This window comes from Parendozoicomonas sp. Alg238-R29, assembly GCF_947331445.1.
In the GTDB taxonomy this organism is placed as follows: domain Bacteria; phylum Pseudomonadota; class Gammaproteobacteria; order Pseudomonadales; family Endozoicomonadaceae; genus Sansalvadorimonas.
Genome location: NZ_CAMZOG010000070.1, coordinates 1 through 25,636 on the forward strand (window position 1 = coordinate 1; position 25,636 = coordinate 25,636).

The 25,636-nt window shown below is 50.9% G+C and carries 32 protein-coding genes and 2 tRNA genes; 23 read left to right on the top strand and 11 right to left on the bottom strand.

The genetic code is table 11. The annotated features are described in order from the left end of the window. Both QMA35_RS15895 and nadA read left to right on the top strand, forming a co-directional pair. Positions 1 to 76, top strand: a tRNA-Lys gene (locus tag QMA35_RS15895). A gap of 218 nt (positions 77 to 294) precedes the next feature. Then, complete coding sequence (gene nadA, locus QMA35_RS15900; RefSeq protein ID WP_281648139.1) at positions 295 to 1,344, top strand: quinolinate synthase NadA; 1,050 nt, start codon at positions 295 to 297, stop codon at positions 1,342 to 1,344. Positions 1,345 to 1,368: 24 nt separating this feature from the next. On the opposite strand, the gene QMA35_RS15905 is transcribed toward nadA, so the two are convergent. After that, complete coding sequence (locus QMA35_RS15905) at positions 1,369 to 2,820, bottom strand: M48 family metalloprotease (RefSeq protein ID WP_281648140.1); 1,452 nt, start codon at positions 2,818 to 2,820, stop codon at positions 1,369 to 1,371. Positions 2,821 to 2,987: 167 nt separating this feature from the next. Here QMA35_RS15905 and QMA35_RS15910 point away from each other — a divergent pair, with 167 nt between their 5' ends. Further along, positions 2,988 to 3,230, top strand: coding sequence for a sulfurtransferase TusA family protein (locus QMA35_RS15910; protein WP_281648141.1), 243 nt, complete (start codon positions 2,988 to 2,990; stop codon positions 3,228 to 3,230). Between the two features lie 7 nt (positions 3,231 to 3,237). Beyond that, complete coding sequence (locus tag QMA35_RS15915) at positions 3,238 to 4,302, top strand: AI-2E family transporter (RefSeq protein ID WP_281648142.1); 1,065 nt, start codon at positions 3,238 to 3,240, stop codon at positions 4,300 to 4,302. Between the two features lie 256 nt (positions 4,303 to 4,558). Here QMA35_RS15915 and QMA35_RS15920 read toward each other — a convergent pair whose 3' ends face one another. Continuing rightward, entirely contained in the window at positions 4,559 to 5,074 is a 516-nt protein-coding gene (locus QMA35_RS15920) for a peroxiredoxin (RefSeq protein ID WP_281648143.1), read from the bottom strand. Between the two features lie 374 nt (positions 5,075 to 5,448). On the opposite strand from QMA35_RS15920, the gene QMA35_RS15925 reads away from it, so the two are divergent. Beyond that, positions 5,449 to 5,536 (top strand) — tRNA-Ser (locus QMA35_RS15925). Between the two features lie 390 nt (positions 5,537 to 5,926). On the opposite strand, the gene QMA35_RS15930 is transcribed toward QMA35_RS15925, so the two are convergent. From QMA35_RS15930 to QMA35_RS15950, 5 genes are all read right to left on the bottom strand, one after another. Further along, on the bottom strand, positions 5,927 to 7,003 hold the full coding sequence (locus tag QMA35_RS15930) for an XRE family transcriptional regulator (RefSeq protein WP_281648144.1): 1,077 nt from the start codon (positions 7,001 to 7,003) through the stop codon (positions 5,927 to 5,929). Positions 7,004 to 7,010: 7 nt separating this feature from the next. After that, on the bottom strand, positions 7,011 to 7,667 hold the full coding sequence (locus QMA35_RS15935; protein WP_281648145.1) for a hypothetical protein: 657 nt from the start codon (positions 7,665 to 7,667) through the stop codon (positions 7,011 to 7,013). A 114-nt stretch (positions 7,668 to 7,781) separates the two neighbouring features. Continuing rightward, on the bottom strand, positions 7,782 to 8,204 hold the full coding sequence (locus QMA35_RS15940; protein ID WP_281648146.1) for a hypothetical protein: 423 nt from the start codon (positions 8,202 to 8,204) through the stop codon (positions 7,782 to 7,784). After that, positions 8,201 to 9,541: a recombinase family protein gene (locus tag QMA35_RS15945; protein WP_281648147.1), complete on the bottom strand. Its 1,341-nt coding sequence runs from the start codon at positions 9,539 to 9,541 to the stop codon at positions 8,201 to 8,203. Before QMA35_RS15945 ends, QMA35_RS15940 begins: the two co-directional genes overlap by 4 nt. Continuing rightward, a complete protein-coding gene (locus QMA35_RS15950) occupies positions 9,538 to 10,023 on the bottom strand; it encodes a DUF2924 domain-containing protein (RefSeq protein ID WP_281648148.1) in 486 nt (161 codons plus the stop codon). The genes QMA35_RS15945 and QMA35_RS15950 overlap by 4 nt, the downstream gene beginning before the upstream one ends. A gap of 367 nt (positions 10,024 to 10,390) precedes the next feature. Here QMA35_RS15950 and QMA35_RS15955 point away from each other — a divergent pair, with 367 nt between their 5' ends. The 15 genes from QMA35_RS15955 (at position 10,391) to QMA35_RS16025 (ending at position 21,739) form a co-directional block, all read left to right on the top strand. Continuing rightward, on the top strand, positions 10,391 to 11,557 hold the full coding sequence (locus tag QMA35_RS15955; protein WP_281648149.1) for a hypothetical protein: 1,167 nt from the start codon (positions 10,391 to 10,393) through the stop codon (positions 11,555 to 11,557). Next, complete coding sequence (locus tag QMA35_RS15960) at positions 11,554 to 12,528, top strand: hypothetical protein (protein WP_281648150.1); 975 nt, start codon at positions 11,554 to 11,556, stop codon at positions 12,526 to 12,528. The genes QMA35_RS15955 and QMA35_RS15960 overlap by 4 nt, the downstream gene beginning before the upstream one ends. Before the next feature lie 122 nt (positions 12,529 to 12,650). Then, complete coding sequence (locus QMA35_RS15965; protein WP_281648151.1) at positions 12,651 to 12,887, top strand: helix-turn-helix domain-containing protein; 237 nt, start codon at positions 12,651 to 12,653, stop codon at positions 12,885 to 12,887. Continuing rightward, positions 12,863 to 13,342, top strand: coding sequence for a hypothetical protein (locus QMA35_RS15970; RefSeq protein ID WP_281648152.1), 480 nt, complete (start codon positions 12,863 to 12,865; stop codon positions 13,340 to 13,342). The genes QMA35_RS15965 and QMA35_RS15970 overlap by 25 nt, the downstream gene beginning before the upstream one ends. After that, complete coding sequence (locus QMA35_RS15975; protein WP_281648153.1) at positions 13,339 to 14,226, top strand: ATP-binding protein; 888 nt, start codon at positions 13,339 to 13,341, stop codon at positions 14,224 to 14,226. The genes QMA35_RS15970 and QMA35_RS15975 overlap by 4 nt, the downstream gene beginning before the upstream one ends. Further along, a complete protein-coding gene (locus QMA35_RS15980; RefSeq protein ID WP_281648154.1) occupies positions 14,223 to 14,918 on the top strand; it encodes a hypothetical protein in 696 nt (231 codons plus the stop codon). The genes QMA35_RS15975 and QMA35_RS15980 overlap by 4 nt, the downstream gene beginning before the upstream one ends. A gap of 70 nt (positions 14,919 to 14,988) precedes the next feature. Next, entirely contained in the window at positions 14,989 to 17,283 is a 2,295-nt protein-coding gene (locus QMA35_RS15985) for a phage/plasmid primase, P4 family (RefSeq protein ID WP_281648155.1), read from the top strand. A gap of 140 nt (positions 17,284 to 17,423) precedes the next feature. After that, positions 17,424 to 17,825, top strand: coding sequence for a DUF6362 family protein (locus QMA35_RS15990; protein ID WP_281648156.1), 402 nt, complete (start codon positions 17,424 to 17,426; stop codon positions 17,823 to 17,825). A gap of 176 nt (positions 17,826 to 18,001) precedes the next feature. After that, entirely contained in the window at positions 18,002 to 18,823 is an 822-nt protein-coding gene (locus QMA35_RS15995) for a ParB N-terminal domain-containing protein (RefSeq protein WP_281648157.1), read from the top strand. A 72-nt stretch (positions 18,824 to 18,895) separates the two neighbouring features. Further along, positions 18,896 to 19,339 carry a site-specific DNA-methyltransferase gene (locus QMA35_RS16000; RefSeq protein ID WP_281648170.1) on the top strand — a complete coding sequence of 148 codons (444 nt, stop codon included), beginning with the start codon at positions 18,896 to 18,898 and terminating at the stop codon, positions 19,337 to 19,339. Then, the gene (locus tag QMA35_RS16005) at positions 19,314 to 19,589 is read left to right on the top strand and encodes a hypothetical protein (protein ID WP_281648158.1); all 276 of its coding nucleotides are present in this window, start codon (positions 19,314 to 19,316) and stop codon (positions 19,587 to 19,589) included. The genes QMA35_RS16000 and QMA35_RS16005 overlap by 26 nt, the downstream gene beginning before the upstream one ends. A gap of 3 nt (positions 19,590 to 19,592) precedes the next feature. After that, positions 19,593 to 20,039 (top strand): N-acetylmuramoyl-L-alanine amidase, encoded by a 447-nt coding sequence (locus QMA35_RS16010; RefSeq protein WP_281648159.1) that lies wholly within the window; start codon positions 19,593 to 19,595, stop codon positions 20,037 to 20,039. Next, a complete protein-coding gene (locus QMA35_RS16015) occupies positions 20,036 to 20,404 on the top strand; it encodes a 3TM-type holin (RefSeq protein ID WP_281648160.1) in 369 nt (122 codons plus the stop codon). The genes QMA35_RS16010 and QMA35_RS16015 overlap by 4 nt, the downstream gene beginning before the upstream one ends. A gap of 199 nt (positions 20,405 to 20,603) precedes the next feature. Then, positions 20,604 to 21,218: an AHH domain-containing protein gene (locus QMA35_RS16020; RefSeq protein WP_281648161.1), complete on the top strand. Its 615-nt coding sequence runs from the start codon at positions 20,604 to 20,606 to the stop codon at positions 21,216 to 21,218. After that, positions 21,215 to 21,739 (top strand): DUF1629 domain-containing protein, encoded by a 525-nt coding sequence (locus QMA35_RS16025; protein ID WP_281648162.1) that lies wholly within the window; start codon positions 21,215 to 21,217, stop codon positions 21,737 to 21,739. Before QMA35_RS16020 ends, QMA35_RS16025 begins: the two co-directional genes overlap by 4 nt. 431 nt (positions 21,740 to 22,170) lie before the next feature. Here the strand turns inward: QMA35_RS16025 and QMA35_RS16030 are convergent, their stop codons facing one another. Genes QMA35_RS16030 through QMA35_RS16045 form a run of 4 tightly spaced genes read right to left on the bottom strand, consistent with a single transcriptional unit; the run spans position 22,171 to position 23,573 of the window. Then, the gene (locus tag QMA35_RS16030; RefSeq protein WP_281648163.1) at positions 22,171 to 22,506 is read right to left on the bottom strand and encodes a hypothetical protein; all 336 of its coding nucleotides are present in this window, start codon (positions 22,504 to 22,506) and stop codon (positions 22,171 to 22,173) included. Beyond that, positions 22,496 to 22,828, bottom strand: a complete 333-nt coding sequence (locus QMA35_RS16035; protein ID WP_281648164.1) for a hypothetical protein — start codon at positions 22,826 to 22,828, stop codon at positions 22,496 to 22,498. The genes QMA35_RS16030 and QMA35_RS16035 overlap by 11 nt, the downstream gene beginning before the upstream one ends. Positions 22,829 to 22,848: 20 nt before the next feature. Next, positions 22,849 to 23,334, bottom strand: a complete 486-nt coding sequence (locus tag QMA35_RS16040; RefSeq protein ID WP_281648165.1) for a DUF3489 domain-containing protein — start codon at positions 23,332 to 23,334, stop codon at positions 22,849 to 22,851. A gap of 23 nt (positions 23,335 to 23,357) precedes the next feature. After that, complete coding sequence (locus tag QMA35_RS16045; RefSeq protein WP_281648166.1) at positions 23,358 to 23,573, bottom strand: hypothetical protein; 216 nt, start codon at positions 23,571 to 23,573, stop codon at positions 23,358 to 23,360. A 112-nt stretch (positions 23,574 to 23,685) separates the two neighbouring features. On the opposite strand from QMA35_RS16045, the gene QMA35_RS16050 reads away from it, so the two are divergent. The 3 genes from QMA35_RS16050 to QMA35_RS16060 all read left to right on the top strand — a co-directional run. Next, the gene (locus QMA35_RS16050; protein ID WP_281648167.1) at positions 23,686 to 24,213 is read left to right on the top strand and encodes a hypothetical protein; all 528 of its coding nucleotides are present in this window, start codon (positions 23,686 to 23,688) and stop codon (positions 24,211 to 24,213) included. Positions 24,214 to 24,269: 56 nt separating this feature from the next. After that, positions 24,270 to 24,680: a hypothetical protein gene (locus QMA35_RS16055; protein ID WP_281648168.1), complete on the top strand. Its 411-nt coding sequence runs from the start codon at positions 24,270 to 24,272 to the stop codon at positions 24,678 to 24,680. Positions 24,681 to 25,241: 561 nt separating this feature from the next. Continuing rightward, positions 25,242 to 25,636: phage terminase large subunit family protein (locus tag QMA35_RS16060; RefSeq protein WP_348650955.1), on the top strand; the 395-nt coding region annotated here is incomplete at its 3' end.

The window sequence follows — 25,636 nt, forward strand, 5'->3', positions numbered from 1 at the left end:
GGGTCGTTAGCTCAGTTGGTAGAGCAGTTGGCTTTTAACCAATTGGTCGTAGGTTCGAATCCTACACGACCCACCATTTCTTTTTATTTCCTTTATCCATCCCTTCTTTCAACTGTTTACATGCCTACTCCTGCTTGATTGATTCCCGTGCTCCATGAAATTTTCGAATCATTCGTGCTAACATGCGCTCCACTTGCTGTGTGTTTCCTCGGGTTGCCGGGTGCTTTTGATACACACAGATGAATTTTTTTTGCCGGATTCCGGCAAGTATTATGAGAACGACAGAATTTCCGCATGACTCAAGTACAGGACAGAAGCTTTGTTCGCCAGCACTTAGCCAGCCTTGAGGCGCGGCCCGCATGTGTAGAGGCGGAGCCTGAGTATCTCAAACAGCGTATACGTGAACTGCTAAAAGAAAAAAACGCAGTTATGTTGGCCCATTACTATACCGACCCGGCATTGCAGGCTCTGGCGGAGGAAACTGGTGGCTGTGTAGCAGACTCTCTGGAGATGGCGCGTTTTGGTGCGACTCACTCCGGCGACACGATAGTTGTGGCTGGCGTGAAGTTTATGGGTGAGACCGCCAAAATCCTTAGCCCAGAAAAAACAATTCTTATGCCAGACTTGGAGGCTACCTGTTCTCTGGATCTCGGCTGCCCGGATGATGAGTTCACTGCGTTTTGTGATAGCCATCCAGATCACACGGTTGTTGTATATGCTAACACCTCTGCCGCTGTTAAAGCCCGTGCAGACTGGGTTGTGACTTCCGGTTGTGCACTGGATATTGTGGAAGAACTAACGGCTCGTGGCGAAAAGATTATCTGGGCACCAGACAAGTACCTTGGCAGCTATATTGAGAAGCAGACTGGTGCGGATATGTTGATGTGGGACAGCGCCTGCATCGTTCATGAGGAGTTTAAGGCCAAAGGCATTCTGGATCTGAAAAAGGTCTATCCGGATGCTGCTGTATTGGTTCACCCAGAATCTCCTGATTCCGTTGTCGGCGTCGCCGATGTTGTTGGTTCCACGACTCAGCTGATTAAAGCAGCCGTTTCCCTGCCGAATGATACATTTATTGTGGCAACGGATCGGGCAATCTTTTATAAAATGCAGCAGTTGGCTGGAGCAGGCAAAACGCTGCTTGAGGCCCCTACTGGTGGACAGAGTGCAACTTGCAGAAGTTGCGCTCACTGCCCATGGATGGCGCTGAACTCTTTGCAGGGTGTTGTTGATGCTCTGGAAAATAATACCGGTGTTATTGAGGTTCCTGAGAATATTCGCGTTGACGCTGTGAAACCTTTGCAACGCATGCTGGATTTCACCAGTCAGGCCGCCGCAGCTTGATAGCCAAAAGAAGATGAAGCTGGGTTACAGCTTCATCTTCTTTTTGTAAGCCTTCACTTCTTCGATGCGTTCTTTTAGTGCAGACCTCTGGCTGAAAGGCGTTCCCGGTAGTTCCAGTGCATATTCAAGATGTTTAACGCTGTTATCCATGTCACCTACCAGGAAGAAATACTGGGCACGTGATGTGTGAACAGTGAGGATGTCTCCCGCCAGTCCAGCTGTTTCTGCCAGTTGGTACCAGATGGTGGAATCTTCAGGGCGATGTCTTGCTTCTGTTTTCAGAATACCCATGGCTTCCGGGTACTGCTGATTGTTATAAAGCAGATCAATCACAGCAAGGGTTATTGGGTAGTTGCCTGGGTTATCCGCCAGCAGTTTCTTAAGGTTCGTGATTGATTTTTCTTTGTTGCCCAGCGCATATTGAATGCGCGCGTTCAGAATCTGGAAGTGAATGTTCGATGGTTTGTTGTCCAGCAAAGGCTTTAAGGCTTGCTCTGCGGCCTTTGGGTTTTGCAGGTTAAGTTCTACCTGAGCTAATCCGTAGCGGGTTGCATATTCTGAAATGGTTCTGCTGCTGTTAAGATCTTGTTTCAGTCGGCTCCGTACTTCTTCTTGGGACTGTGCCATGCGAATAATGGCCCGGCTGCGCATAAGTTGGTATTCACCGTCCTGGTTATGTTGTCGGGCAGGGTATTGTTCAGCACGGCTGCGGGCATCTGCTACACGGTTTCTGCTCAAGGGGTGGGTTCGCAGGAATTCATATTGGGGACCACTGCTTTCCAGTTTACTCATGCGTTCAAACATATCCGCCATGCCTCTTGGATCCATTCCCGCGCGAGCCATGGTTAAAAGACCAACACGGTCAGCCTCCTGTTCATTAATACGGCTGAAGGCGAGTTGGAAGCTTTGTGCGCCAGCAACGGTGGTAGACAATGCCGCAGCACCGATATCTCCTGCACCACTTGCAGCTAGAATTATACTCCCCAGCAGGGCGGCGATAGTTGGTAGTCGCTGACGTTGTGCGGTTTCAACACCACGGGCGTAATGGCGCTGGCTAAGGTGCGCTAATTCGTGGGCAATAACCCCTGCGAATTCTTCTTCTGTGCGTGCGTAAAAAAATAAGCCGGTGTTGATTCCGACAACGCCACCCGGTGCGGCAAATGCGTTCAGGTAAGGGCTGTCGATAAGAACAATGGACAATTGTCGGTTTTGCAGCTCGCTGGATTCTGATAACCGGTATACAAGATTCTCCACGTACTGCATAAGTTCAGCGTCAGACTCGGTGCTTAGCTGGCTATTCAGCATTTTCAGGAAGATGCCACCAATCTCTTTTTCTTTTTGCATGGAAACAATGCTGGAGCTGGCGTCGCCAATGGTTGGCAGATTGATGTCGCTGTGTAATTGTGGGCTGACGGCAAAAGTCAAAGGGAGCAGCAGTACCAGAAAAACTGTACGAAGAGACTTGGTGAAAGGCATGAGTACCTGCTGATTAGAAACCGGGTGGCAATTTCTATATTACCCTTGCGGACGGTGCGTTACTATTGCCATATTGTATTCAGAATGATCATTTTCATAGACGTTTTGCTGGCTTGTTTAAGAATTGGGCTTGGTAAGTGGAACAAGCGTGTTGAAGTTGGATATTTATGGTTGAAGAGTTTCAGGTAAACAAAGAGTTGGATGCCAGTGGCCTTAACTGTCCCATGCCTTTGTTAAAAGCCAAGCAGGCGTTGAATGTTATGGCGGCTGGTGAAATTTTAAAGGTGCTGGCAACAGATCCAGGGTCGGAGCGTGATTTTTCTAGCTTCGCCAGTCTGGCTGGTCATGAGCTTCTGTTTAGTGGACAGGAGTCGGGAACCTATACCTATATGTTGAGAAAACATGGATAGAATAACAATGTTCAGAGTGATCGGTGGCTGGGTTCATCGGTATTTCTCTGATGAAGAGGCTATTGTGTTGCTGCTGCTTCTGGCTGCGGCGCTGGTAGTTATCCTGCTTTTCGGAACCATGCTGGCACCGGTGTTTGCGGGTCTGGTCCTGGCTTTTGTACTGCAGGGGGGAGTCACTTGGCTGGAGCGGTTGAAGTGCCCTCACATTCTGGCTGTGTCTTTAACATTTGCCTGCTTTATTGCGGTGTTGTTGGCTGTTATGTTGCTGATGATGCCTTTGATCTGGGAGCAAAGTACAGCGCTGTTGAACGAACTTCCCCGCATGGTGCAGCAGTGGCGACAAATGTTGCAGCATCTTCCTGAGACTTATCCGGGGTTTGTGTCCGAAGCTCAGGTGAATGCCTGGAGTGAGGCGGCCAGTACTCAGTTAAGCCGGATGGGGCAATGGCTGGTTTCGTTCTCTCTGTCTAAGTTACCAAACCTTGTAGGGATTCTGATTTATTTGGTGCTTGTTCCTATTTTGGTGTTTTTCTTTCTGAAAGATCGGATGATGTTGGTCAAATGGTTCTCTTCCAAGCTGCCTAGAGAGCGCCGGATGATTGATCAGGTTTCTGAAGAAATGAGCCTGCAGATTGCCAACTACATTCGCGGAAAGTTTATTGAAATTGTGATTGTGGGTGTCACAACGTTTATAGCTTTTGCCTTTATGGAATTGAATTATGCAGCACTGCTGGCCCTGTTGGTTGGTTTATCTGTTGTGATTCCCTATGTTGGAGCGGCAGTTGTAACTATTCCAGTGGCAGCTATAGGTCTGTTTCAGTGGGGCTTTGAACATCAGTTCTTTGTGCTTATGGCAGTGTATGGGGTGATTCAGGCGCTGGATGGTAATGTGCTGGTTCCCCTGTTGTTCAGTGAAGCGGTAAACCTTCATCCGATTGCCATTATTATCGCCGTTTTAATGTTTGGTGGTCTCTGGGGCTTCTGGGGTGTGTTTTTCGCAATTCCGCTGGCGACTCTTGTGAAGGCTGTGTTTTCAGCGTGGCCGACGGTTGGTCAGGTTGGGACTGCATGATCAAAAGGCTTGGCTGTATAAAAATGGCGAGTAGGTTTCCCTCTCGCCATTTTTTATGAAGAGTTAAGGGGGCGTTCTCAATTAAGTATACGACTCTGCGTCGCCCGAAGGGCATTTACGAGAGTCTCTATGGCTGCGTTGCAGCATTTTGAAAGGCAGCAAGCATTCCGGCAATGCTGCGTCCTATAGTGCCCTCTGGGTATACCCATAGCGGCTCTCGGTAATGCTGAGTTCGATGCCTAATTGAGAACGCCCCCTAGTCTTTATCTTCTTTCTCACCCTCTCCTTCATCAGCTTGTGTCAGCCCTGCCAGAGCCTGGGTAGCCTGTAGCACATCGTCTACATGGTTTTTGATTTTAACCTTGCGCCATTCGTGCTGAAGAAGACCGTCTTTATCTATAAGGAAGGTGCTGCGCTCAATACCCAGAAATTCTTCTTCACCTTTCTTCTTCATGCGAATCACGTCGAAATGTTCGCAGAGTTCACCCTTGGTATCGGCTACAAGCTCGAAAGGGAACCCATGTTTCTCGCGAAACTTGTTATGGGAAGTCATTGTGTCCTGGGATACGCCAAACACAAGAGTGTCAGCCTCCAGGAACAGGGAATGGTATTCGGAAAAGGCCTGCCCCTCGCTGATGCAGCCGGGGGTATTGTCTTTTGGGTAGAAGTAGAGAACAAAGTTTGTTCCCTTTAGGCTTTTCAATGAAACGGTAGTGTCGTTCGTTGCCTTGGCTGAAAAGTTTTCAACCGGTTTGCCAATGCTGACGGTCATCGTTTTCCCTTATGCGCTTTTTACCATGACAATTTCGCCGTAATAATTCCTATAAGAGGCGACTTGTTCTCGTTTATGGCTTTTACATTTTTGCTGTTCTGATGGCTGCTCAGACAGCGGCAACCTTTGGCAAGTCAACTGAAAGTATGTACCAGTTGAACAGGAATATCACCCTGTAGCCAAAAACTGGTGAAGAATAGTCGGTTTTTCCAGCTATTCCACTCAAGGGGAGTGGGGTGGATTTCAGTGATGCCGAATGAAAAACAGGTGTGTGTTTTCCACGCACTTAATAGTTGGAGTGTTGCTATGCCACTGATTTTGCTATACATTATTCCTCGCTAACGGGCTGCGAAGTCTCGGAGGCGAAATAAAATGGTGAGGTGTCCGAGTGGCCGAAGGAGCACGCCTGGAAAGTGTGTATACGGAAACGTATCGAGGGTTCGAATCCCTCCCTCACCGCCACCTTCGAGAATCCCGCTGCAGTTATCTGCAGCGGGATTTTTGCGTTATATGCGCCTCACAAAGGCCTGTGTGGCGAGTTCCTTGCCCTATTGGATACGTACTTTCCCCGCGCCGTACCGGCCCCTGTTTTTCCTTTCCAAATGCCGTTTTTGGCCCTGTCCTCTGTTTTGTCCGTTGAAAGAGAGTCACTCGCTACGCTTCCTGAAAATCCCTGTAAAATCATCGAGCTGCAAAAGTCGCTTGCTCGTGTTAGCCCTTCCTGGTTCGTGAATTAAAAGTGGTGGGCAGGTTCAGGGCGAAAAGGTCGATTTCTCATTTTTTGTGGCAAAAGCAGAGCAACGCCATCTCGTGTGGGAGATAACTTCCGGCACGAGATGGCGTTACTTCGAATTAATTAACTAATGAAAGGTTGGGTTTTGTCTTTTGATGCGAAGAGCTTTCAGGTTCCTGCAGATCGAAGAGAAAGCTACTAATTTCTGGAACAGGCAATAAAAGCTCTTTGGCAATCGCCTCCCTAGTAATACCTTCTTTCCAGAGGGCTAGCATGACCTTATCTAGAATGAGAGATGTTTCTCTTTTGGTGCCTTCCGGTTCTTGTTTGAAATATCCCCTTTGTGACATCTCTATGGACAAACTACGGTAGTGCCATTCTGTAATAAGACCGAGATCGGATAGTCTGCGAACCAGTGCAGCAACAGACACAGACCATTTCTTCTTTAGTTTGATCAATTGGTCCAAGGTTGGAAATTTGATTGCACTCGTCTTAACGGTACCAGCAGGCATTAAAAGAGCAGATGCAAACCTGTCTGCTTCTATCTCTATTTCTCTTCCGCTAGGAGAGGCATGCTTGTGAAGGACTAGGTGCCCAAGTTCGTGTGCAGCGTCGAACCTGCTGCGCTCAGCTGATTTCATAGTATTTAGGAAGACAAAAGGGCGCTCATCTTTCCAAAAAGAGTATGCATCAACTTCTCGGTTGTTCTCTGCAAGAGAGAATACTCGCACACCTTTTGACTCAAGCAGGTGTACCATGTTTTTGATCGCCATCTCACCAAGTGACCATTTGTTGCGAATGAGATCGGCAGCCGCTTCGGGAGAGGCTTCTCTTAAATCTGGGATATTGGATGCAGGCAACTGGAAGTGACCTTCCATCCATTGGTTAAATGCAAGTGCATAGGTGCCTGCGGCGAGTGCCGCATTACGCTTGGCTGCTGTCATCTTGCTCATGGAGCGGAAACTGACGGAGTCAACCTCTATGGCTTCAAGTTGTTCCCCATAAAAAAAAGATGTTGCATAGCCAAGGCAGTTAGCAATCTTTTCAATGGTCGTAATGCTTGGCTCTTCATGGCCATTTTTATACAGTGACAGGGATCTTGTAGAGATGTCTATCGAAGCGGCGAGCTCTTTAAGTTTCATCTTCCTTCTGGCCATAGCCAGAAGGAGACGATCGGGGTTGAACTCAGTACTCATAAAAAAATCAGCTTATTTTCAAAATATCAATGTCTATGTCAGGCGAAAATTCTGCCTCAAACACTTTGGGCTCAGGTTCTGAATCAAACGATACGGCTGCTATGAGCAATCTGGTGCTCCATGTCTTCACGTAACCAGAGTCATCAATTGCAGTTGGGAGTGAAAGTTCTAGCCTGATTTCACCTTCGCTCTCATCAATGTAGTAAATGAGCATCCAGGTGTTTTGGGGAGATTTGCTTTGCGTGGTCTCTTCTGGAGGCCAAAAGCCTAGTTGATTCTTATCGATATAGTTTCTGGCGGAGTTTCCTTTTGGGTTTTTGTTGCTGGGATTACCATCTTTTCTGCCAGTATCAGAGCTACCACTGGAAACAACTATGTCGCAGGTGTTTTCTGGATGGCGAGTAATACAGAGGTTATTGATATTCTGTCGCGTCCAGCCTTTTGGGATCAGCTGATCTCGCAGAAACCGAGTGGTATCAAGGTAAGCCATGATACCTCCCGCAATGGGAGGGTGATTTTCCGTAGTTGAACGTTTAGCGGTCAACCCCCTAAGCACAGCATATAGCAGGATATCTTCAGTAAGGTCGAGCTCCTGGAGCTTAAGGTGAACCTGATTTACGTCACTGATAACCTGTGGCAAAGCGTTTACTTGGTGGTTAGTCACTTTTTAATCTCCGAACCCTCTGTTCTTATTTTTTTACCTCATTTGAGGGTAAAAAACAAGAAGTATGATTCTTTCTTCGAAGTGAAGATGATCGTACCAAACCATATGAAAACTCTATTTCCACTGTAATAACTGCAGTTGATCCTTCCATAACGCCGGAACCCCATCCATAAAATCTGCCAGTGTCCGCCCACCAATGCTCTCGCCATTTAGGATTTTCTCCTGCAGTAGCGAAGAGAGCATGGTGAGGCGGAGAATACGGGACACGTAGCTTTCGTTTTGTTTGTAGTGGCTGGCCAGGGCCTTCACGTTTTTGAACTCCCCGTCTTCCAGTTTTTGCAGCCAGATGTAGGCTTGGGCCAGTGCCCGCATCAGGGCGGTGTCTTCGACAGGCTCCAGGTTGAGAGGCTCTCCGTCGTTGGTCTGGATGTGGGTTCGCCCGCCCCGGCGGATCAGCCGGATAGGGATGAACACTTCCAGAATCTTCTCTTCCGGATGAAAGGTTCTCTTTCTCTTGCCGATGACTTCGATCGTCATGCTGCACCTCCTGTCATATCGTCAGTTATTCCCGGCAATCCTTCACTGTGAAAGCGCAGTGTGAGGCCGGTGTCCTTGATGTCTATCCGGTCAATCAGTAGGTGAGCGATACGCTGCTGTTCGTTGGGGAACAGCTCCTGCCAAATGGTTTTGAGCATCTGCAGGGCTTCTACCGTCTGTTCGTAGGTGAGAGTGTCTTCTGTGTTTTTTCCATCCCTGTACACCATAATCAGAAGTTCTGGCTGGTGGATCAGCTGTTCCACTTCCTGAATGATCAGTTTCTCCAGTGGTTCTGCTGGAAGAGGGGGAATGGGGTTTTCCCGATGACCTTTCTTCCGGGCCGTGTTGCTGGTGTAGTAGCGATAACGTTTACCCCGCCGTCGGCCGCTGGTGGGCACAAGGGCGATACCGTCGGGGCCAAACACCAGCCCCCGCAGAAAGGCGGGACTGTGCCGCCAGCGGGACTCTGTGCGCCGTAGTGACCGGTTGCTGTTAAATATGGCCTCGACTTTATCCCAGGGGGTTTGTTCGAGGATGGCGGTATGCTGGCCTGGGTACCAATCACCTTTGTGGTGAATCAGGCCCAGGTAGATTTTGTTCTGGAGCAGTCTGCGCAGGGTGGTTTTGGCAAAGGGTTTCCCGCCCCAGGTACTGCCATCCTTGCGGCGATACAGTTTTGTCCGAAAGCCCATATCATTAATGCGGTAGCAGGTTTCGGTCAGGGAGCGGGTCTCGATAAAGGTTTCATAGATGATCTGCACCACCTTCTTCTCGCCCCGGTTCACTACCAATTTGCGGTCTTTGACTTCGTAGCCCAGAGGGACGGCACCGCCCATCCACATACCTTTCTTTTTTGATTCGGCAAACTTATCCCGTATCCGTTCGCCGGTAATCTCCCGCTCAAACTGGGCAAACGACAACAGCATATGAAGGGTGAGACGGCCCATGCTATCTGTTGTATTCAGGGGTTGAGTGACGGAGATGAACGACACCTTGTGCTCATCTAGCACGCCGACCAGTCTGGCAAAGTCCGAGATAGAGCGGGTCAGGCGGTCGACTTTATAGACGATGATAATGTCGATCTCATCTCGCTCCACCGCAGCCATCAGACGCTTTAACCCCGGCCGGTCAATATTACCGCCGGAAAATCCGCCATCCTCAAAGCGCTCGTCCACCAGCTGCCAGCCCTGATGCTTTTGCGATGCCACGTAAGAGACTCCGGCTTCCCACTGGGCATCAAGGGAGTTAAATTCTTGTTCTAGTCCTTCTTCTGAGGATTTACGGGTATAGATCGCACAACGCTGAATGGGATGAGCGGTGCTTGATTGGCGACTCATGATGCCCCCCTCCCTGAGGTTTTCTTTTTATCCTTTCTCAAACCGAAAAACGCCGGACCATTCCACGGACTACCGGTGATCTTCCTGGCTATTTTGGTGAGGCTGCTATAGACATCGCCCCGATAATCAAAGCCTTCGGCAGTGACGATGACCTCGTGTTCCTCTCCTTTGAACTCACGCATCAGGCGCGTCCCGCAAGGCAGCTGGCAGGTGCGTTTGTTACGGATACTTTTGCCTTTGATGACTGACATCTTCAGCTGCTGTAGACGCTTTCTGGCTTTATCACTCAAGCCGCCAGAAGCTAGCTCCTGAACCTTCCAGGCCAGCCGTTGACGAAGAATTTTGGTATGCAGGGGCGGGGCCTCTGTGCCGAGAAGCTCTTTCCAGCTTTGGCACAATTGCCGGTTGTTCATGGTCATGATCTTGGCCACCTGGGCGGCCAGTGTCTGCTCACCTGCATTCTCATTTTTACTGTCTGACATGGTCTGTCTCCTGTTGAAGGGGGGCGGACATACACGCTCTGTCGTCGGAGGAAGTCCAGTCAGTTTTGGTGTCTGGGTTGTTATTCTCGGTCGTACGTCGGTGGTGCCGTACCACGGCCAGAGACAGGAGGTGAATCAACTCCTCACGAGGAGAATTGAGGGGAAGGGTACGTAGGTTTTGTTCGTCCATGATCAAGCTGCTCAGGTAGTTTTTCCTTACTTTTAAAGCCTGAATCCACTTCTGTTTTTAAACAACAACCAAGCTGGGCGTAGTTGCCACCCGTTGGTACTGGCTTGACTTGATAGTCAGGAATCCGCATCTTGAGGTGACGCTGTACACGGACGTACAAACGACAAAAGGAGAGCCATGGACGCTCTTGAAGAATTGATCCGTCTTTCTGAAGATAAAGATGGATTCCAGCGTTACCTTGGTTATCACCACACATCACTGGCTGATCCTGAGATTTGGGATGGTGCATCGTCCCCGGAAATCAAAGTGGTTGAAGCAGCTTCAGATCTGCCCGATAAACAGCTTTCAGAACTGCTTGATGAAGCCCACCGCATAGCCCATATGGCAAGCTCAGGCCCTCATCATGCCTTGGCTGTACTTTTCCATGACGATACAACGTTTCATTCCATTGGTTGTCAGTTTGATCGCAGTCGCTGGGCTTTTGAGAATCATGATGAACGGTTTGCAGCGGCTGAGGCCTACTATGACTTCTCCGAAGTTTACGGAATGCCATCTCGCTGTCAGACATTCGAGGGTGTGCCTGGTCTGACCAAAGCCGAGTTGGTTGTCCGAGATGGCGAATTTGTTCGCAATCTACAAACGATGCTGGCGCTGAGTGAAAATTTCAGTATTCGGGTTCACGACAAAGTGGGCGTCGAGAAATGTATCCAGATGACGCTTTACCTGGAAGATCTTCCGGTCAGCGAGTTGGCTTTTCAGAAAGGAAAGCTGGGTTCTCTGAAGCGCTGGCCAGTCTACCGCTATGTTATCTTTTATCATCCGGAGTCTGGGCGCTATGACGTTGTTGCGGGTACGAAGAAAGAGAGAAAGTGTTTGTCCGAAGCTGCCAGTCATTGCCTGATGCGCAATGGTTCCCCTCGTGAAGTCATTCATCATGGTTATGACCTTGCATCGCTGCTTACGAAAAAGACATTCGATCAAGGCGACGGCATTTATCGTGTTGATGTGTTGGCATTATCCGTCCTCAATCATGGCGATAACACAGAGTATCGATTGAAACCTTCCAAGGAAGAAAGCTGTCTGTATACAAGTATGGAGAAAAAAGGCCTGCACAGTCCTTTGGCGGGTGATGTCGAAGTTCTGGAAGTGAAACTCAAGGTGTACTTTTCTAAGGCCGGGCCTGGTCAGCGTAATAAAAAACTCACCTTCAGGATTACAGCCGAGTCAGCTTATCTCAGTCATAAACTGGATGAACCAGAAGCTCGGCTGCTTTTGTACAAATATCTGAGACTATGGAAACTGGAACGGAGTGTGCCTCAGATACCTCATGGCAACCTTCTATGAGATGGCCACGTCAACTTGTGGAGCGTGTTTTTCTTCTGGCAGAAAGTTCCAGCATGATTCTCCCATGGCGGGAACTGGATGCTGTTTTGCAAGGTTCTACCGTAACGATTGATGACCTTCTTGATGCAGGTCTGTTCATTCAATATGAAGAGCAAAAACGCCTCTGCTGGGATGGGCGACTCCGCGAGCTGATTCCTCATCCCGACACCGGGCAGCCGTCTTATTTTGATGGCTACGATATTGAAGAGATTCCTCGTTATGCCCGGTTGTTTTACCATCTTCAAGTACCAGTGCTGGTGGAGTGGTTGTATCAACAGCTGGATTTGCCCGACCATAATGCTCCCGTAGAAAGCGTCCCAGGAGTCCTTTGGTATCTGGGGGAAGTGCGTATTCCCCGAGCCGGTTTTGTGCCTGTCTGGTACGGACGCACCGTGACGAGCCATGAGGAAACGGTACAAGAGTCATGTCGTGGTCGGTGCAGGGCAACATCTGGACTCATACTCACAAGCGGTGTCTGTGAAGCATCACTCCCGGGGATAAAGGAGACTGTTCCGGTCACAGATGGCTTCTGTTCCCGGGAGCTTGAGGCAACCGTGGACTGGGAAATGCTATCTTTTTTGTATCAAGGACGCAGCCGTTTTCTCGAGGACAATGACAGCTTGCTCTACACTCTCAGTGAAGATGGTGATGCTCTGATCGAAAAGGCGACCGGTCGGCTTATAAATCTGTCTGGTAATGCCAAAGCTTTCTTTCCTTATGTCATTCAGGAACTCCAAAAAGCGCCCGAGCAGGGTGTTGATTTTTATAAGGCGCGGGATCATGCCGGGTATGCAGCAACAGCGGATACCTTTGGCAAGATGTGGAGTAAAAAGAGTCCGTATCGAAAGATCGTGATGCGCAGGAAAAGCCGGATATTTTTTGTCCCCTATGGCCCTCTGGAGGAAGTTGCGGAAGAAAAGACTTCTTCATAGTCCCTGAAATTTTCAACTTCATCAAATCTACGTAAATATCTACGTGGTATCACCTGACATATCTACGTTCCTCTCCGAGATGATTTCTCCTGCCAACTGGCAATCAGTAACAGGAGATATCTATGGAGATCATGCATCTCACACCGAACGAGCTGGCCGAGCGCTGGCGAGTGGCACCGCACACCCTCATCAACTGGCGGCGTGGTGGTGGCGGCCCGAAGTATCTGAAGATCGGTCAACGCATTCTCTACAGCATTGAAGAGGTCGAACGCTTTGAGCGTGACCACGAGTTCAAGGCTGTGGGTGAAAAGGCTGGAGATAAGGAGGGCTCACCATGTCAGTCACCCTCTCAGCCCTGAAAGATCTGGCCATGTATGAGTTGAAAGCCCTGTCTCCCCAAGAACTGATGGCTTTGATGTCTGAGTCTGAAAAAGCACTGCACGATGCTCAGTATCAGGTGAAGTGGCTGCAAAGTGCTTTGGCTCAAAAGTACATGCACCGTGCAGACAACCTACGCAAACTCGAATGGCAGAAAACCGGTTCTATCACCTTTGAAGATGACGGTGTGCTGGTGGAGCAAGACGTCCCTGTGATTCCGTCCTGGGATCAGGATCACTTGGCGTTTATCGCTGAAACCATGCAGCGCTGTGGCGGTAATCCAGCAGAGTATATGCAAATCACCTACAGCATTGATGAGAGCAAATTTGATCAGTGGCCTGAGGCGTTCCAGCGACAAATTGCCGAGGCGCGTTGTACAGAAAAAGGCGCTGTTGTTTATCGCCTGATTTCCCTGGAAGAAGGAGGTGGTCAATGAGCCTACCTCTTATCTCTCATCAGCAACGCCAGCAGGAACATAGCGGTTCCAAAATCGTGATGCTGGGGCCAAGTGGCGTGGGGAAAACCTCTCAGGTACTGACACTCCCTCCCGAGCACACCCTGTTTATTGATCTGGAGGCGGGTGATCTGGCGATACAGGACTGGCCAGGGGATATGTTGCGTCCTCTGACCTGGCCTGAGTTCCGCATGCTGGTGGCGTTTATCGGTGGTCCCAATCCCGCGCTGAATGATGACCAGCCTTATTGTCAGGCGCACTTTGATAAAGCTTGTGAGCTGTACGGTGATCCGGCGACGTTGGACAAGTATCAGGTTATCTTTATTGATTCCCTGACGGCATTGTCCCGCTTGTGCTTCCAGTGGTGCCAGACCCGGGATGAAGCCAAAAGCAGTAGAACAGGAAAGCCCGATACCCGAGGGGCATACGGCTTGCTGGGGCGGGAGATGGTCGCAGCACTCACCCATCTTCAGCATACCCGACAGAAAGATGTGATCTTTGTAGGCATTCTTGAAGAGAAAGTTGATGACTTTCATCGTCATATTTTTCAGCCCCAGATTGAAGGCTCGCGTACTGGTCTGGAGCTGCCCGGCATAGTCGATGAAGTCATCACAATGGCCAGCCTGCCCAATGAACAGGGAGAACTGCAGCGCAGTTTTGTCTGCCAGACCCTGAACCCCTGGGGCTTTCCCGCCAAAGACAGAAGTGGTCGTCTGGCTCTGACAGAACCGGCCCATCTCGGCCAATTGCTCGACAAGATCAAACAACCCCTCGCTGGAGAAAGACACCTGCAGTATGCCACCAGCCATCCCATGCAACCTCAACCCAATCTCCCTAAAACACAGGAACAAGGACAGTCATCATGAATAACCCAAACAATCAGGCCACCGGCAATGAGTGGACCGATTTCAACAACGCTCAAGTTCAGCAAGACTATGACCTGATCCCGAAAGGTACTCTCGCCAAGGTTCGCCTGACCTTGAACCCCGGCGGCTACGACGAACCTCATATGGGATGGACGGGCGGCTGGGCTACAAAGGGCGACAGCGGCGCAGTGTTTTTGAAAGCAGAGTATGTGGTGCTGACTGGCCCCTTCGCCAAGCGCAAGGTGTGGAGCTTGATTGGTCTGCACAGCCCTAAAGGGCCGAATTGGTCCAATATGGGACGCAGTTTTGTGCGCTCGTTGCTGTGCTCGGCCCGGGGCATTCAGCAGGAGGATAACTCGCCTCAGGCGGTGATGGCCCGGCGTCTGCAAAACTTCGGTGAGCTGGATGGCATGGAGTTTGTGGCGCGTATCGATGTTGAGAAAGATGCCGACGATGAACCCACCAATGTCATCAAACATGTGATCACCCCGGATCACAAGCAGTACCAGATGTTGATGAGCGAGGTTGTGGCTAGCCAGAGACAAGCCCCAGTGCAGACGCAGGCACCTCAACAGTCCAATCAGCAGCAGCCTTACCCACAACAAGGCGCAAACGGGTATCAGCAAAACCCGGATTATCAGTTCCAGCAACCGGCTCCGCAGCAGGGGCCAAACAACAACTGGCAGGACTAAGCCAACACCAGCCTGAATGTTTCAGGCTGGTTCTCTTATTTCAGGATGGCTCTTTTTTAGGACGAAAAGCATGACTGATTTTCTGGATTTTAATGATGCGCCAATTCCACGGGAACCGGTAAAGCGGTTGTCTGTCGCCGAGGTGAAAGAGAGGCTGCTTGAACGGCTTCCGCAATATATTGAATATCTTCTTCCACAGGCTAAAGGGTACAGCGAACATTATGCCGTAGGTGATAGTGGAGGAGCTGAGGGGCAAAGCCTGAAGATTACCATTACAGGAGACAAAAAAGGCCTCTGGCACGATTTCTCCACCGGGGAACATGGCGATATGTTTCATTTGACCCAGGCTAACCAACACATCGATTTCCCCGAAGCGTTGCAGTTTGTCGCCCGCTGGCTGGGTGTAGAGGCTCAGGTTCCACGCACCAGAAGCGGGCAACCCAAAAACAAAGCCCCTATCGATGATCTTGGCCCTCACTCCGCCAAGTGGGATTACTTTAACGACAAAGGTCAGCTGGTGGCTTGTGTCTATCGTTATGACACCCTGAAGGGTAAGGAGTTTCGGCCCTGGGATGTGAAGCAGGGCAAGTACCGCGCACCATCACCTCGCCCCCTCTACAACCAACCGGCCATTCAGCAGGTGCAGGCCGTCGTGCTGGTGGAAGGGGAAAAATGTGCCCAGGCACTAATTGAGGCGGGAATCTGTGCCACCACGGCGATGAACGGAGCCAAGGCTCCGGTTCACAAGACCGACTGGTCACCACTCAAAGGCAAGCAGATATTAATCTGGCCGGATAATGATCAGGCCGGTCGTGAATACGCTGAGGCGGCAGCCCAGGCTGTTCTGAAGGCTGGAGCGCTCTCCTGTGACATTCTGATTCCTCCCAAAGACAAGCCTGAAAAGTGGGATGCTGCCGATGCTCTCAAGGAACTGGATGCTCAGGAAAACCCTTTTGATGTACGCGGTTTCATCACCAGTGGTGAACGTACGCCTGTCCGCTTAAGTGACAATGCATCACCTGCATTACCGGCTGGTACCAGCCTGTTGACCGATGATGATATCACTGAGGCTTTCCACCATTTGCACAAAGACAACTGGCGTTACTGTGCTCAGTGGGGGCGTTGGTTTGTCTGGACAGGGCAGCGCTGGTGTCCGGATCGGGTTCTTTATGTGAATCACTTGTCCCGCGAGCTCTGCCGGGAAGCTGCCCGCGAGGCAGAAAACGACCGGCAGCGTACACGGCTGGCGTCTAACAGTACTATTCAGAATGTGGTGAAGCTGGCCCGTTCAGCCCCTTGCCATGCCACTGTGACAGAGGACTGGGATGGTGACCCCTGGTTGCTGAATACCCCCGGTGGCGTGGTCGACCTGAAAACAGGGCGGCTCAGTGATCATAACCGGGAAGATATGATGACGCGCATCACCACGGCAGCGCCAGAGGGCGAGTGCCCGCTTTGGTTACGCTTTCTGAATGATGTCGCCGATGGCGATCAAGCGCTGGTGGATTATCTGCAAAAGGTTGTTGGATATTGCCTGACCGGGGTGACCACCGAACATGCCCTGTTCTTTCTCCATGGTGGCGGTGCTAACGGCAAGTCTGTTTTTATCCATGTGCTGATGTCCATCCTGGGGAATTATGCGGTCAACGCCTCGGTGGAAACGTTTATGGAATCCCGCCATGAAAAGCACCCCACCGATCTGGCCAGTCTGCAGGGGGCACGGTTTGTCTCCAGTGTGGAAACCGAACAGGGCAAGCGCTGGAATGAGTCGAAGCTGAAAACACTGACCGGTGGCGATAAGATCTCGGCCCGCTTTATGCGGCAGGATTTCTTTGAATACACGCCCCAGTTCAAGCTGGTGATTGCTGGTAATCATAAACCCACCATTCGTAACGTGGATGATGCGATGAAACGTCGTCTGCATCTGGTGCCGTTTACAGTGAAGGTGGCCGAAGAGAAAAAAGACCGGGAACTACCAAACAAACTGCTTAAGGAGCGTAACGGCATTATGGCCTGGGCGGTGGCCGGGTGTTTGCGATGGCAACAAGAAGGCATTCAACCACCAGCAAGTGTGGTGAAAGCCACTGCAGAATACTTCGATGGTGAAGATACATTGGGCCAGTGGCTGGATGAACGGTGTGACGCGAATCGCAGTCATCGGGAGGGTGTCAGCCAGCTCTATAACGACTGGCGCGTCTGGTGTGATGACAGCGGCCAATATGTCGGTTCGGTAAAGCAGTTTTCCGAGAGCCTTCAAACCAGAGAGTTTCACAAGTGTCGTATGAGCACCGGCCATCGCGGTTTAACCGGGTTGAAACTGCGCCCTCGACCTTATGTGAAATTTGGCGGCCACACCGTTGATTGACAAATAAAAAATTGAAAACCACTGACGGTTTTGACCTGTTGTCCGGTTAGTTCCTTATACGCGCGTATACGCGTACACACGCAGCTATGGAAAGTTAGCGGAAAACTCATCAAGTCCGTCAGTCATCCACGGAGGGAGCCATGACACCTGAAATTGATTACCTTGCTCAGCGCTACCGGGAAGCCTGGCTTACCGCCAGACGACTACCGACCGGTATCCATTTGGGCCATGGTGCCAGCTGGCCGGAGATGAAGTTTGATCATCGTGAGCAGGTGCGTCGGGCTGAGCGGGAAGTACTTTCCGTGCGACCAACGGCTGAACAGGAAGACCAGCTGGTGGAGTGTATCAATTGGCTGATTCCGTTGACGGTCACAGACCGCAAGCTGATCTGGCTGCGCGCTTCTGGTATCACCTGGCGAGAGATTGCCCGGCGTACTGGCGTGCCGAGAACGTCGATTCACCGGTATTGGCACCGGGCATTGCTGGCGGTGCTGGTTCATCGGGGCATACCGGCTACCCAAGTTAAGCCAAGTTACTTATAGCTGGTACTGGTTGCTATTTGTTGGCACTGTGACCTGTTTTGGGGGGCGGGACAAAATCCCCGGTTTTGGTATAGATTTTCAGTAAGCTTGCGCAGCGCTTTGCCAACTGCCATTCAACGCCTCGGACCATTCGGTCCGGGGCGTTTTGTTTTTCGGAATGAGCCAGGGATGGAATCATGTCTGACAACCCACAAATCCTCGTCGAACAACTCGAACACTGGCCCGTGGCCGAACTGGTGCCCTATGCCAAAAATGCCCGTACTCACTCGGCAGAACAGATCTCGCAGATTGCCCGTTCGATTCAGAGCTTCGGGTTTGTAAATCCAATTTTGGTGGGCGATGACAAGGTTATCGTTGCAGGCCATGGTCGTTTGATGGCTGCCAGCGAACTTGGCATGGATCGGGTACCAGTGATTGTGCTGGGGCATCTCGACGAAGTGCAACGGCGAGCGCTGGTGTTGGCCGACAACAAACTCGCTGAAAACGCAGGCTGGGATGAGGAGCTGCTCAAGCTGGAGCTGCAGGCTCTGGATGAGCTGGATTTTGATCTCGATATCATGGGCTTCAGTGATGAAGAGCTTGATGGGCTGTTGCTGGAAGAACCCGGTGAAGGCAACACTGAAGATGATCAGGTGCCGGAAGTGCAGGAACAGCCCGTCAGCAAAACCGGTGACGTCTGGATACTCGGCTCTCATCGTCTGCTTTGCGGCAGTGCCACAGAATCAGCCGATGTGGAAAAACTGATGGCCGGTCAGCTGGCCGATATGGTGTTCACTGATCCGCCGTACAACGTTGATTACGCCAACCCCGAGAAAAACGGTAAAGCCAAAAAAGACCGCCGGATCAAAAACGATAATCTGGGCGATGAGTTTCACGGTTTTCTGAAGGCTGCGATGACCAATATGCTCGCAGTCTGCAAGGGAGCCGTGTATGTGTGTATGTCGTCGTCTGAACTGGATACGTTGCAGAGTGCCTTTCGGGAAGCCGGTGGAAAGTGATCCACCTTCCTAATCTGGGCCAAGAACACTTTCACGCTGGGCCGGGCTGACTACCAACGCCAGTACGAACCCATTCTCTACGGCTGGAAAGAAGGGGCAGACCATTTTTGGTGTGGTGCCCGTGACCAGGGCGATGTCTGGTTCTTCAACAAGCCTGTGAAAAACGATCTCCACCCCACCATGAAGCCAGTGGAGCTGGTGGAAAGGGCCGTTCGCAACTCCTCCAAGAGTCAGGACATTGTGCTGGATTTGTTTGGTGGCTCTGGCAGTACGTTGATTGCCTGCGAGAAAGCTGGACGACAGGCCCGGCTCACCGAGCTCGACCCAAAGTACGTCGATGTGATCGTCCGGCGCTGGGAAGAGTACACAGGCAAGGAAGCGGTGCTCGAAGAGAGTCAGCTGACGTTTATTCAAATGGCAGATCAGCGGGGTGTCAGGTATGTGACCGCCAGGGATGGCGGAAACATCGACAATGCAGGAGCAATTGACGATGGAAGTGATACAGCAGCGGCTTGATCAAATCGACAACAAGCTCGACAAACTCTCCGACGCCGTGACCCGGTTGGCCACCATCGAAGAGCGTATGGTTCACCAGACCACCACCCTCGATAGCCTCAATCGTAAGCTGGAAGACTCCGAAAAACGTATCCGTTCTCTGGAGCGACAGGCCAGTGCCCGGGGTGTGGTATTAGCTTCTGTGGAACGGTTCGGCTGGCTGATACTCACCTCCATCATCGGCATCGTTGCCTACACGTTAAAGGATTAACAAATGGGTAAGCGTATTGAAACCAACACCATCGTCGTGCATTGCTCGGCCACCAAACCTGATCAGAATGTCACCTTTGACACGATCAAACGCTGGCATCTGATGGAACGCGCCTTTATCGATATCGGTTATCACTGGGTGATTGAGCGCGATGGTTCAATCAAACAGGGCAGGGCGCTGGATGATTGGGGCGCGCACGTCAAAGGCCATAACCACGAGAGTGTGGGTATCTGTCTGGTGGGTGGGCTGGACGACGATGGTCATCCGGATGATAACTTCACATCTCTGCAAAAGCGGATGCTCAAGTTCCTGGTGGCAGGCTGCGAAAGCCTGTGGCCGGAAGCGGTGGTACAAGGACACGACTACTTGAATGGGGACAAGGACTGTCCCTGCTTTGATGTTCAGCAGTGGTTGCGTGACGAAGGCTTGGTCGATGAGGACGCTGCATGAGTTGGGTGGCTGCAGTGCCGGTGGTCGGTAAAATCATTGATAAGATCTTTCCTGATGCGGACCAAGCGAGCAAGGCTCGGGCCGCCCTGACCCAGATGGCCATCAACGGTGAGCTGGATGAACTGGCGCAGCAGGCGGGTGTGATCAAAGCGGAAGTCCAGGGTGAGGGCTGGCTGCAGAGGAGTTGGCGACCACTGGTGATGTTGGTGTTTACGGCGCTGGTCGTGTGCCGCTGGATGGGCTGGGCTTCCCCGGATCTCAGTGAAGCGCTGGAATTGAAGTTGCTGGGCATCGTGCAGTTGGGGATTGGTGGTTACATTGCCAGCCGTGGCGTGGAGAAGGTGGTCAGTAATCTACGGCGCTAGTCGTCTATGTATTGACAATGGTTCATGGCCTGCCGCTTCTCTCTGTTCACAGGCTTATCCACAGATTTTGTGGATACAGACGATGTTAGAGGCGAAGTCGATCAGAATTGTTTGCCTGTAGCCTTTTGGGTAGACTCGCATTTTCATGGCTTGCATCTAGTTGTAGCAAGGAAAGCGCAATAAGTAAGAGTACAAGGCTGTGGTACAGGAACAGGATGTTGAGCTTGTTGAAGAGCACGAGCTAAGGATTGATCTGGAGTTTCTACTTAAGGAAACTCAGTGCCGTATGAGTATTGATGAGCTTGTTGAGGAAACCAAAACAAGAAGTTTGTTTCTGGCTCTGGCAAGCTATCGAAAACACGGCTACAACATGTCTCCCAGTGAATTACGGGCCGAGAAGCACAAATCTTCACGGTTGGGAGAGAACCTGATTGCGATAGATAAAGAGAAACCTCATGGTGACTTCGAGGCGCACCATATCGTGGCGGGAGGAGCTAAGCGGGCAAGACGAGCGAGGAAGCTGCTGGCAAGTCTTGGCATTAGGGTGGATGATCCTATCAATGGTGTTTGGCTGCCCAATTATGTAAAAAACGTTCCTCATCCTGAAATGAAGGAGGCTTATCCTCATCGTCCCGTTCATACGCCCAGCTACTACTTGAATATTGAAAATATCCTGACACAGACCATGAGCCGGGATCAGGCGCATTGGGTTCTTAATAAGGTTGCCCGTGAGCTACAGACCAGCTCTTTTCCGATTGATAGGAAAATGACGGCTCAGGAAATTGAAATGTGGATGAGAGCAGAGCAATCATGAAGATGTATGTTATTTCAGCCGATAGTAATCAGTTCGAAACCTTTCTCCCGGTCTTGGAGGATTACGAAGACACCCATGGCGATATTCTATGTAAGGGCGAATCACTTGTCGATGATTGGTCAGGGCCACTTGAAATTGAAGTTGAAGAACCAGACAGTGGTAAGTCTGTGGGCGACTGCAGTTTTATGTTTGCAGGCTCTCTTGTCTTGAATGATCAGGCCAAAAAAGTGTTTACTCCATTTCTGAATGAAAGAGACGAGCTTATGCCATTGGTTAATGGGGGGAAGTCATACTGGTTGCTTAATGTCAGGAATATTGTTGATGTGCTCGACAAATCGCTTTCAGAATTTAACGACGTCGGTCTTCTTGTACGCAAGGTATTTAAGCAAGATATAAACGCAAATCTTTTCAAGATAAATGAAGACAATAAAACGTTTATCTATTGCTCTGAAGCCGTTGTTCAGGCTGTGGATAAAGATGGGATTACCGGCCTTGTTTTTGAAGAAACCCCTTCTGTTTAAGAGAAGCTTGTTGCGCTGTCAGCGGTCGTGTGAGCCTGAATTCAAGAGCGCGAGGTGCCCCTTGTATAAAGACAATCAATGCAACACAGCCCACACGCGGCGACAGCCGGGGACCCTGGGGAACTGTTGGGAGTGCGGGTGCCCATCAGCGCGAGAAAACGCTAGCGACAGAGTGAAAATCGGGGTTGACACAGGTTGACAAATTGGTTGACAAAACCCCAGCGAAGCCAGTAACCACAAGGGTTTCCGCGCGATGAGAAGCTGTCAACCTGGTTGACAAAAGTGGTTGACACAGGTTGACAGATTGGTTGACAAAACCGCTCTCCTTTCAGTCATTTTCCGCCGTGACCGATGCTCATCTGAGCCCTGAAAGACAAGTGGCGCAATTATTCAGGAATTGCGCCACTTGTTTTTATCCGGTGGTTTGAGACTCATTCCACCATGCTCCATTTTCGGGCTGTCGGTGAGGCGAAGAGATAGGTGCGGGGGTTTTGTCCACTGGTCAGCCGCTGCAGTTCGTGCAGGCTGCGGTAGAAGCGGGGCTGGCACTCTTGCCACGGCTCGCCCTGGTCACGGTGCAGGGCGATTACACCACGACCGGCAATGTAATCCAGATCGCCTTTTTGCACCAGAGCCAGCGCATCAAAGAAGTGTCCGTACCACTGATTGAGTGTGGTCAGGGTATGGGCATCGGATCGGTTCAGCTGACAGGTCATCAGATGGCCATTGCTAAGACCAAGGGCCAGCAGGGCCGGTCTACAGTTCATGGGGTTGGCCCGGCCGCAGGGTGTGCCATTGACCATCGGCGAAGATGTAGAGGTACTCGGCTCCGCTTCTGTCGTAAGCCAGTTCTTGCAGTGCTGGTAGCGAAGAACTGAGGGCAGCAGGAATAACCTGAGCGTCCCGGTCGAGGTAGATTTCTACACGATTGAGACTCAGCCCCCGCAGCTCGCCCAAATCAAGAAGCCATGCCACCCGTTCTTCAGTCCGGTAATACTGCCGCAGGATTTTGCCAACACCGTTTTCATAGCCGTCGAAGTGACAATAAATAGAGCGGAAGGTGGGCGCGGTGCGACCCTCCCGCCGCACCGCAATTCGGCATCGGGTGCTCATGCGCAGGCCTCCAGCCCGGCGGTGATTCGGTAGACACGCTCCTGACCGTCCGGTTTCTCGGACTCGATGGTCAACCCCAGTCGTTTTTTCAGGGCTCCAGCGAGGGTGCCGCGTACCGTATGCTGCTGCCAGCCGGTCTGTTCCATCATCTGGGCGATGGTGGCTCCTTCCGGGCAAGTGAGCATTTTGATGACCTGATCCAGCTTGCTGCCTGGTCTGGTTTTTGGCTGCACCCTCTGAAGAGTTTCCGCTGACTCAGGTTGTTCGACACCAATGGCCTGCCGCCCCGCTGGAGTCAGGGCGTAGTCAAACCATGTCCCGTTACGTTTGATGGGCTTGATTAGCCCCTTGTTAAGCAGGCTATCAATCACTTTTTTGCCTGCAGCCCCCTTGATGGGCAAATCCTGCGCAGTGAAGTGGCCTTTGTCGTGGCCCAGTTGAAGAACCGTGGCTTGGCTTGGGGTCAGTTTTGTATTTTTCATTGCAACGTCTCCTTTGCTGGTTGTTATTCACGCTCAATACCGAGGGCATACTCGAGGTACTCAATCAGGTGATCCAGATCACCGGCATGTCCCCAGTGACAATCCCCAGGCGCGAGATCGAAGTGCTGATCCGCTTTCTTCTGCACTTGGGCAATGAGCTCATCAATGCGGCTGCGTTTGGTGATCAAAGCGTCTAACAGAGCGGGCTTTTGAGTGGCACTTTGAGTCGCTGTCGGCATTAGGTTATCCCTCAGGTTTTTCTCGGGTTTGCTCTTACATTTACGCTCTGAAGTGAGTCCTTATCAAGGTAATATTTTATTAATAATCAATGGGTTATGGGTAGGGTGAAGTATGGCTGGTGAACGCATCACACAGGCCGAATTTGCCCGCCGTCATGGCTGGTCGAAGCAATATGTGGCCAAATTGGTCAAACAAGGTCGGATCACCCTGGAGGGCGGGAAAGTTGATGCTCTGACCGCGAAGAAGGCTATCGATCAGCTTTCTGAACCGTCAATGAGTCTGCGTGAGCAGGCAGGTCAGCGTCACACGGGCGCTCTTATTCCTGCTTCGGGATCTTCCTCCTCAACGGAGGGCAGAAAGGCTGTTGATTACGCAGCGGCTAGAACAATGCGTGAAGCTTATCGCGCCAAAATGGCACGTCTGGACTTTGAAGAGCGGGAAGGAAAGCTTATTGATGCCGCTAAAGTCCGAGAAGATGCTTTCAGGGTGGGGCGTATGATCCGGGACGCTTTGCTTGGTATTCCTGATCGTATGGCAGATGTACTGGCGGCAGAAGATAATGCGATAAGAGTGAAACAGTTACTCCATCAGGATATAGAGGAGGCTTTGCAAAGTTTGTCTGATGATGGGTGTTCTTGACTCTTGGCGGAATGTCCACATAGTTAGTAGTGGTACTAAGGTGTGGAGTACAACGCATGGACGCCGAAGAACAGGAAAAATTCAAACGTCAGAGAGTGCAAGAAGAGTGCTGCACGATTCAGTGCAATGTTCTCAGCATTCATGGCGCTATAGATTTCGATGCGGGCGAATACCCGAGTACTTTAACTGTCTCCCTGGTTCCCCATTCCTTTCAACGGTTGTATCAAGCGAAAGAGGCCGTGGACGGTGGTGTGTCCGTGGCGGGATGCAGTGTTCGTCCCAACGATGCTCACACGGATTTGGAGGGGCATAAAGTCCGTGGCGTTCGCCTTCTTCTTTCTGCGCAGAAAGGGCAGGGCTATCATATCGATGTGCAATGCTTCTGTCAGGCCAGTGGCTGTTTTTTTCAGGGAGAAGCTACTTTAGATGAGGGATGGTTTGAGAGTGTCAGAACGCGGAGCGCATAAATAAAATCCCGCAGGGGCGGGATTCAGATTCTTGGAAGTGTCTTTTCTTATTATTGTTTTTATTGTTCTTTTTATTCGACTGTCTTGTTATGCGAACAGGTCGTAGTTTTTTATTATTCGCTGCTTCTCAGGAAGCTTATTATTATTTTTCGATTTTATTATTATTGTTACGTTCGCTTGGCAAGATTCTCTTCCGGAATCTTTTGCCTGTTTACACCTGAATAGAATGCAGTTGGCGTGCCATAAATCACATTCTCTTGTATACCAAGGGATACCGCCAGATACCCTCCGAAACATGCATAAACAACCCGTTACTTAGGTCTCTGAGTGCTACTACCGGGTTACACGACGCTGTAACAGGTAACACTGTTCAAGTAACACACGAACGTCCCAGTCCAAACTATGGTTTCACCTTATTCGGCAGGATTTTGTGCGGGGCTGACTCCGGATACCCGTCTGACGGTCTCGGAATGGGCAGACGAACATCGCATTTTGCCTATGAAAGCCGCCAAGGAAGCGGGTCGCTGGCGCACGGTCCGCACGCCTTACCTGAAGGCGATTATGGATTGCCTGTCGCCCAGTTCACCGGTGGAACGTGTCGTGTTTATGAAAGGCGCACAGGTCGGTGGCACTGAGTGTGGCAATAACTGGCTGGGTTACGTGATTCATCATACGCCCGGCCCGATGATGTGTGTGCTGCCGACACTGGATATGGCCAAGCGGACTTCCAAGCAGCGCATTGCGCCGATGATTGAGGAAATGCCCATCCTCAAACAGCGGGTGAAAGACTCCCGATCCAGAGATTCGGGCAATACCCAGCTGGTGAAAGAATTTCCCAACGGCGTGCTGATTATCGCCGGGGCCAACTCGGCCACAGGCCTGCGCTCCATGCCTGCGAGGTTTCTGTTTCTGGATGAAGTGGATGCTTATGACGATGATGTGGATGGGGAAGGCAG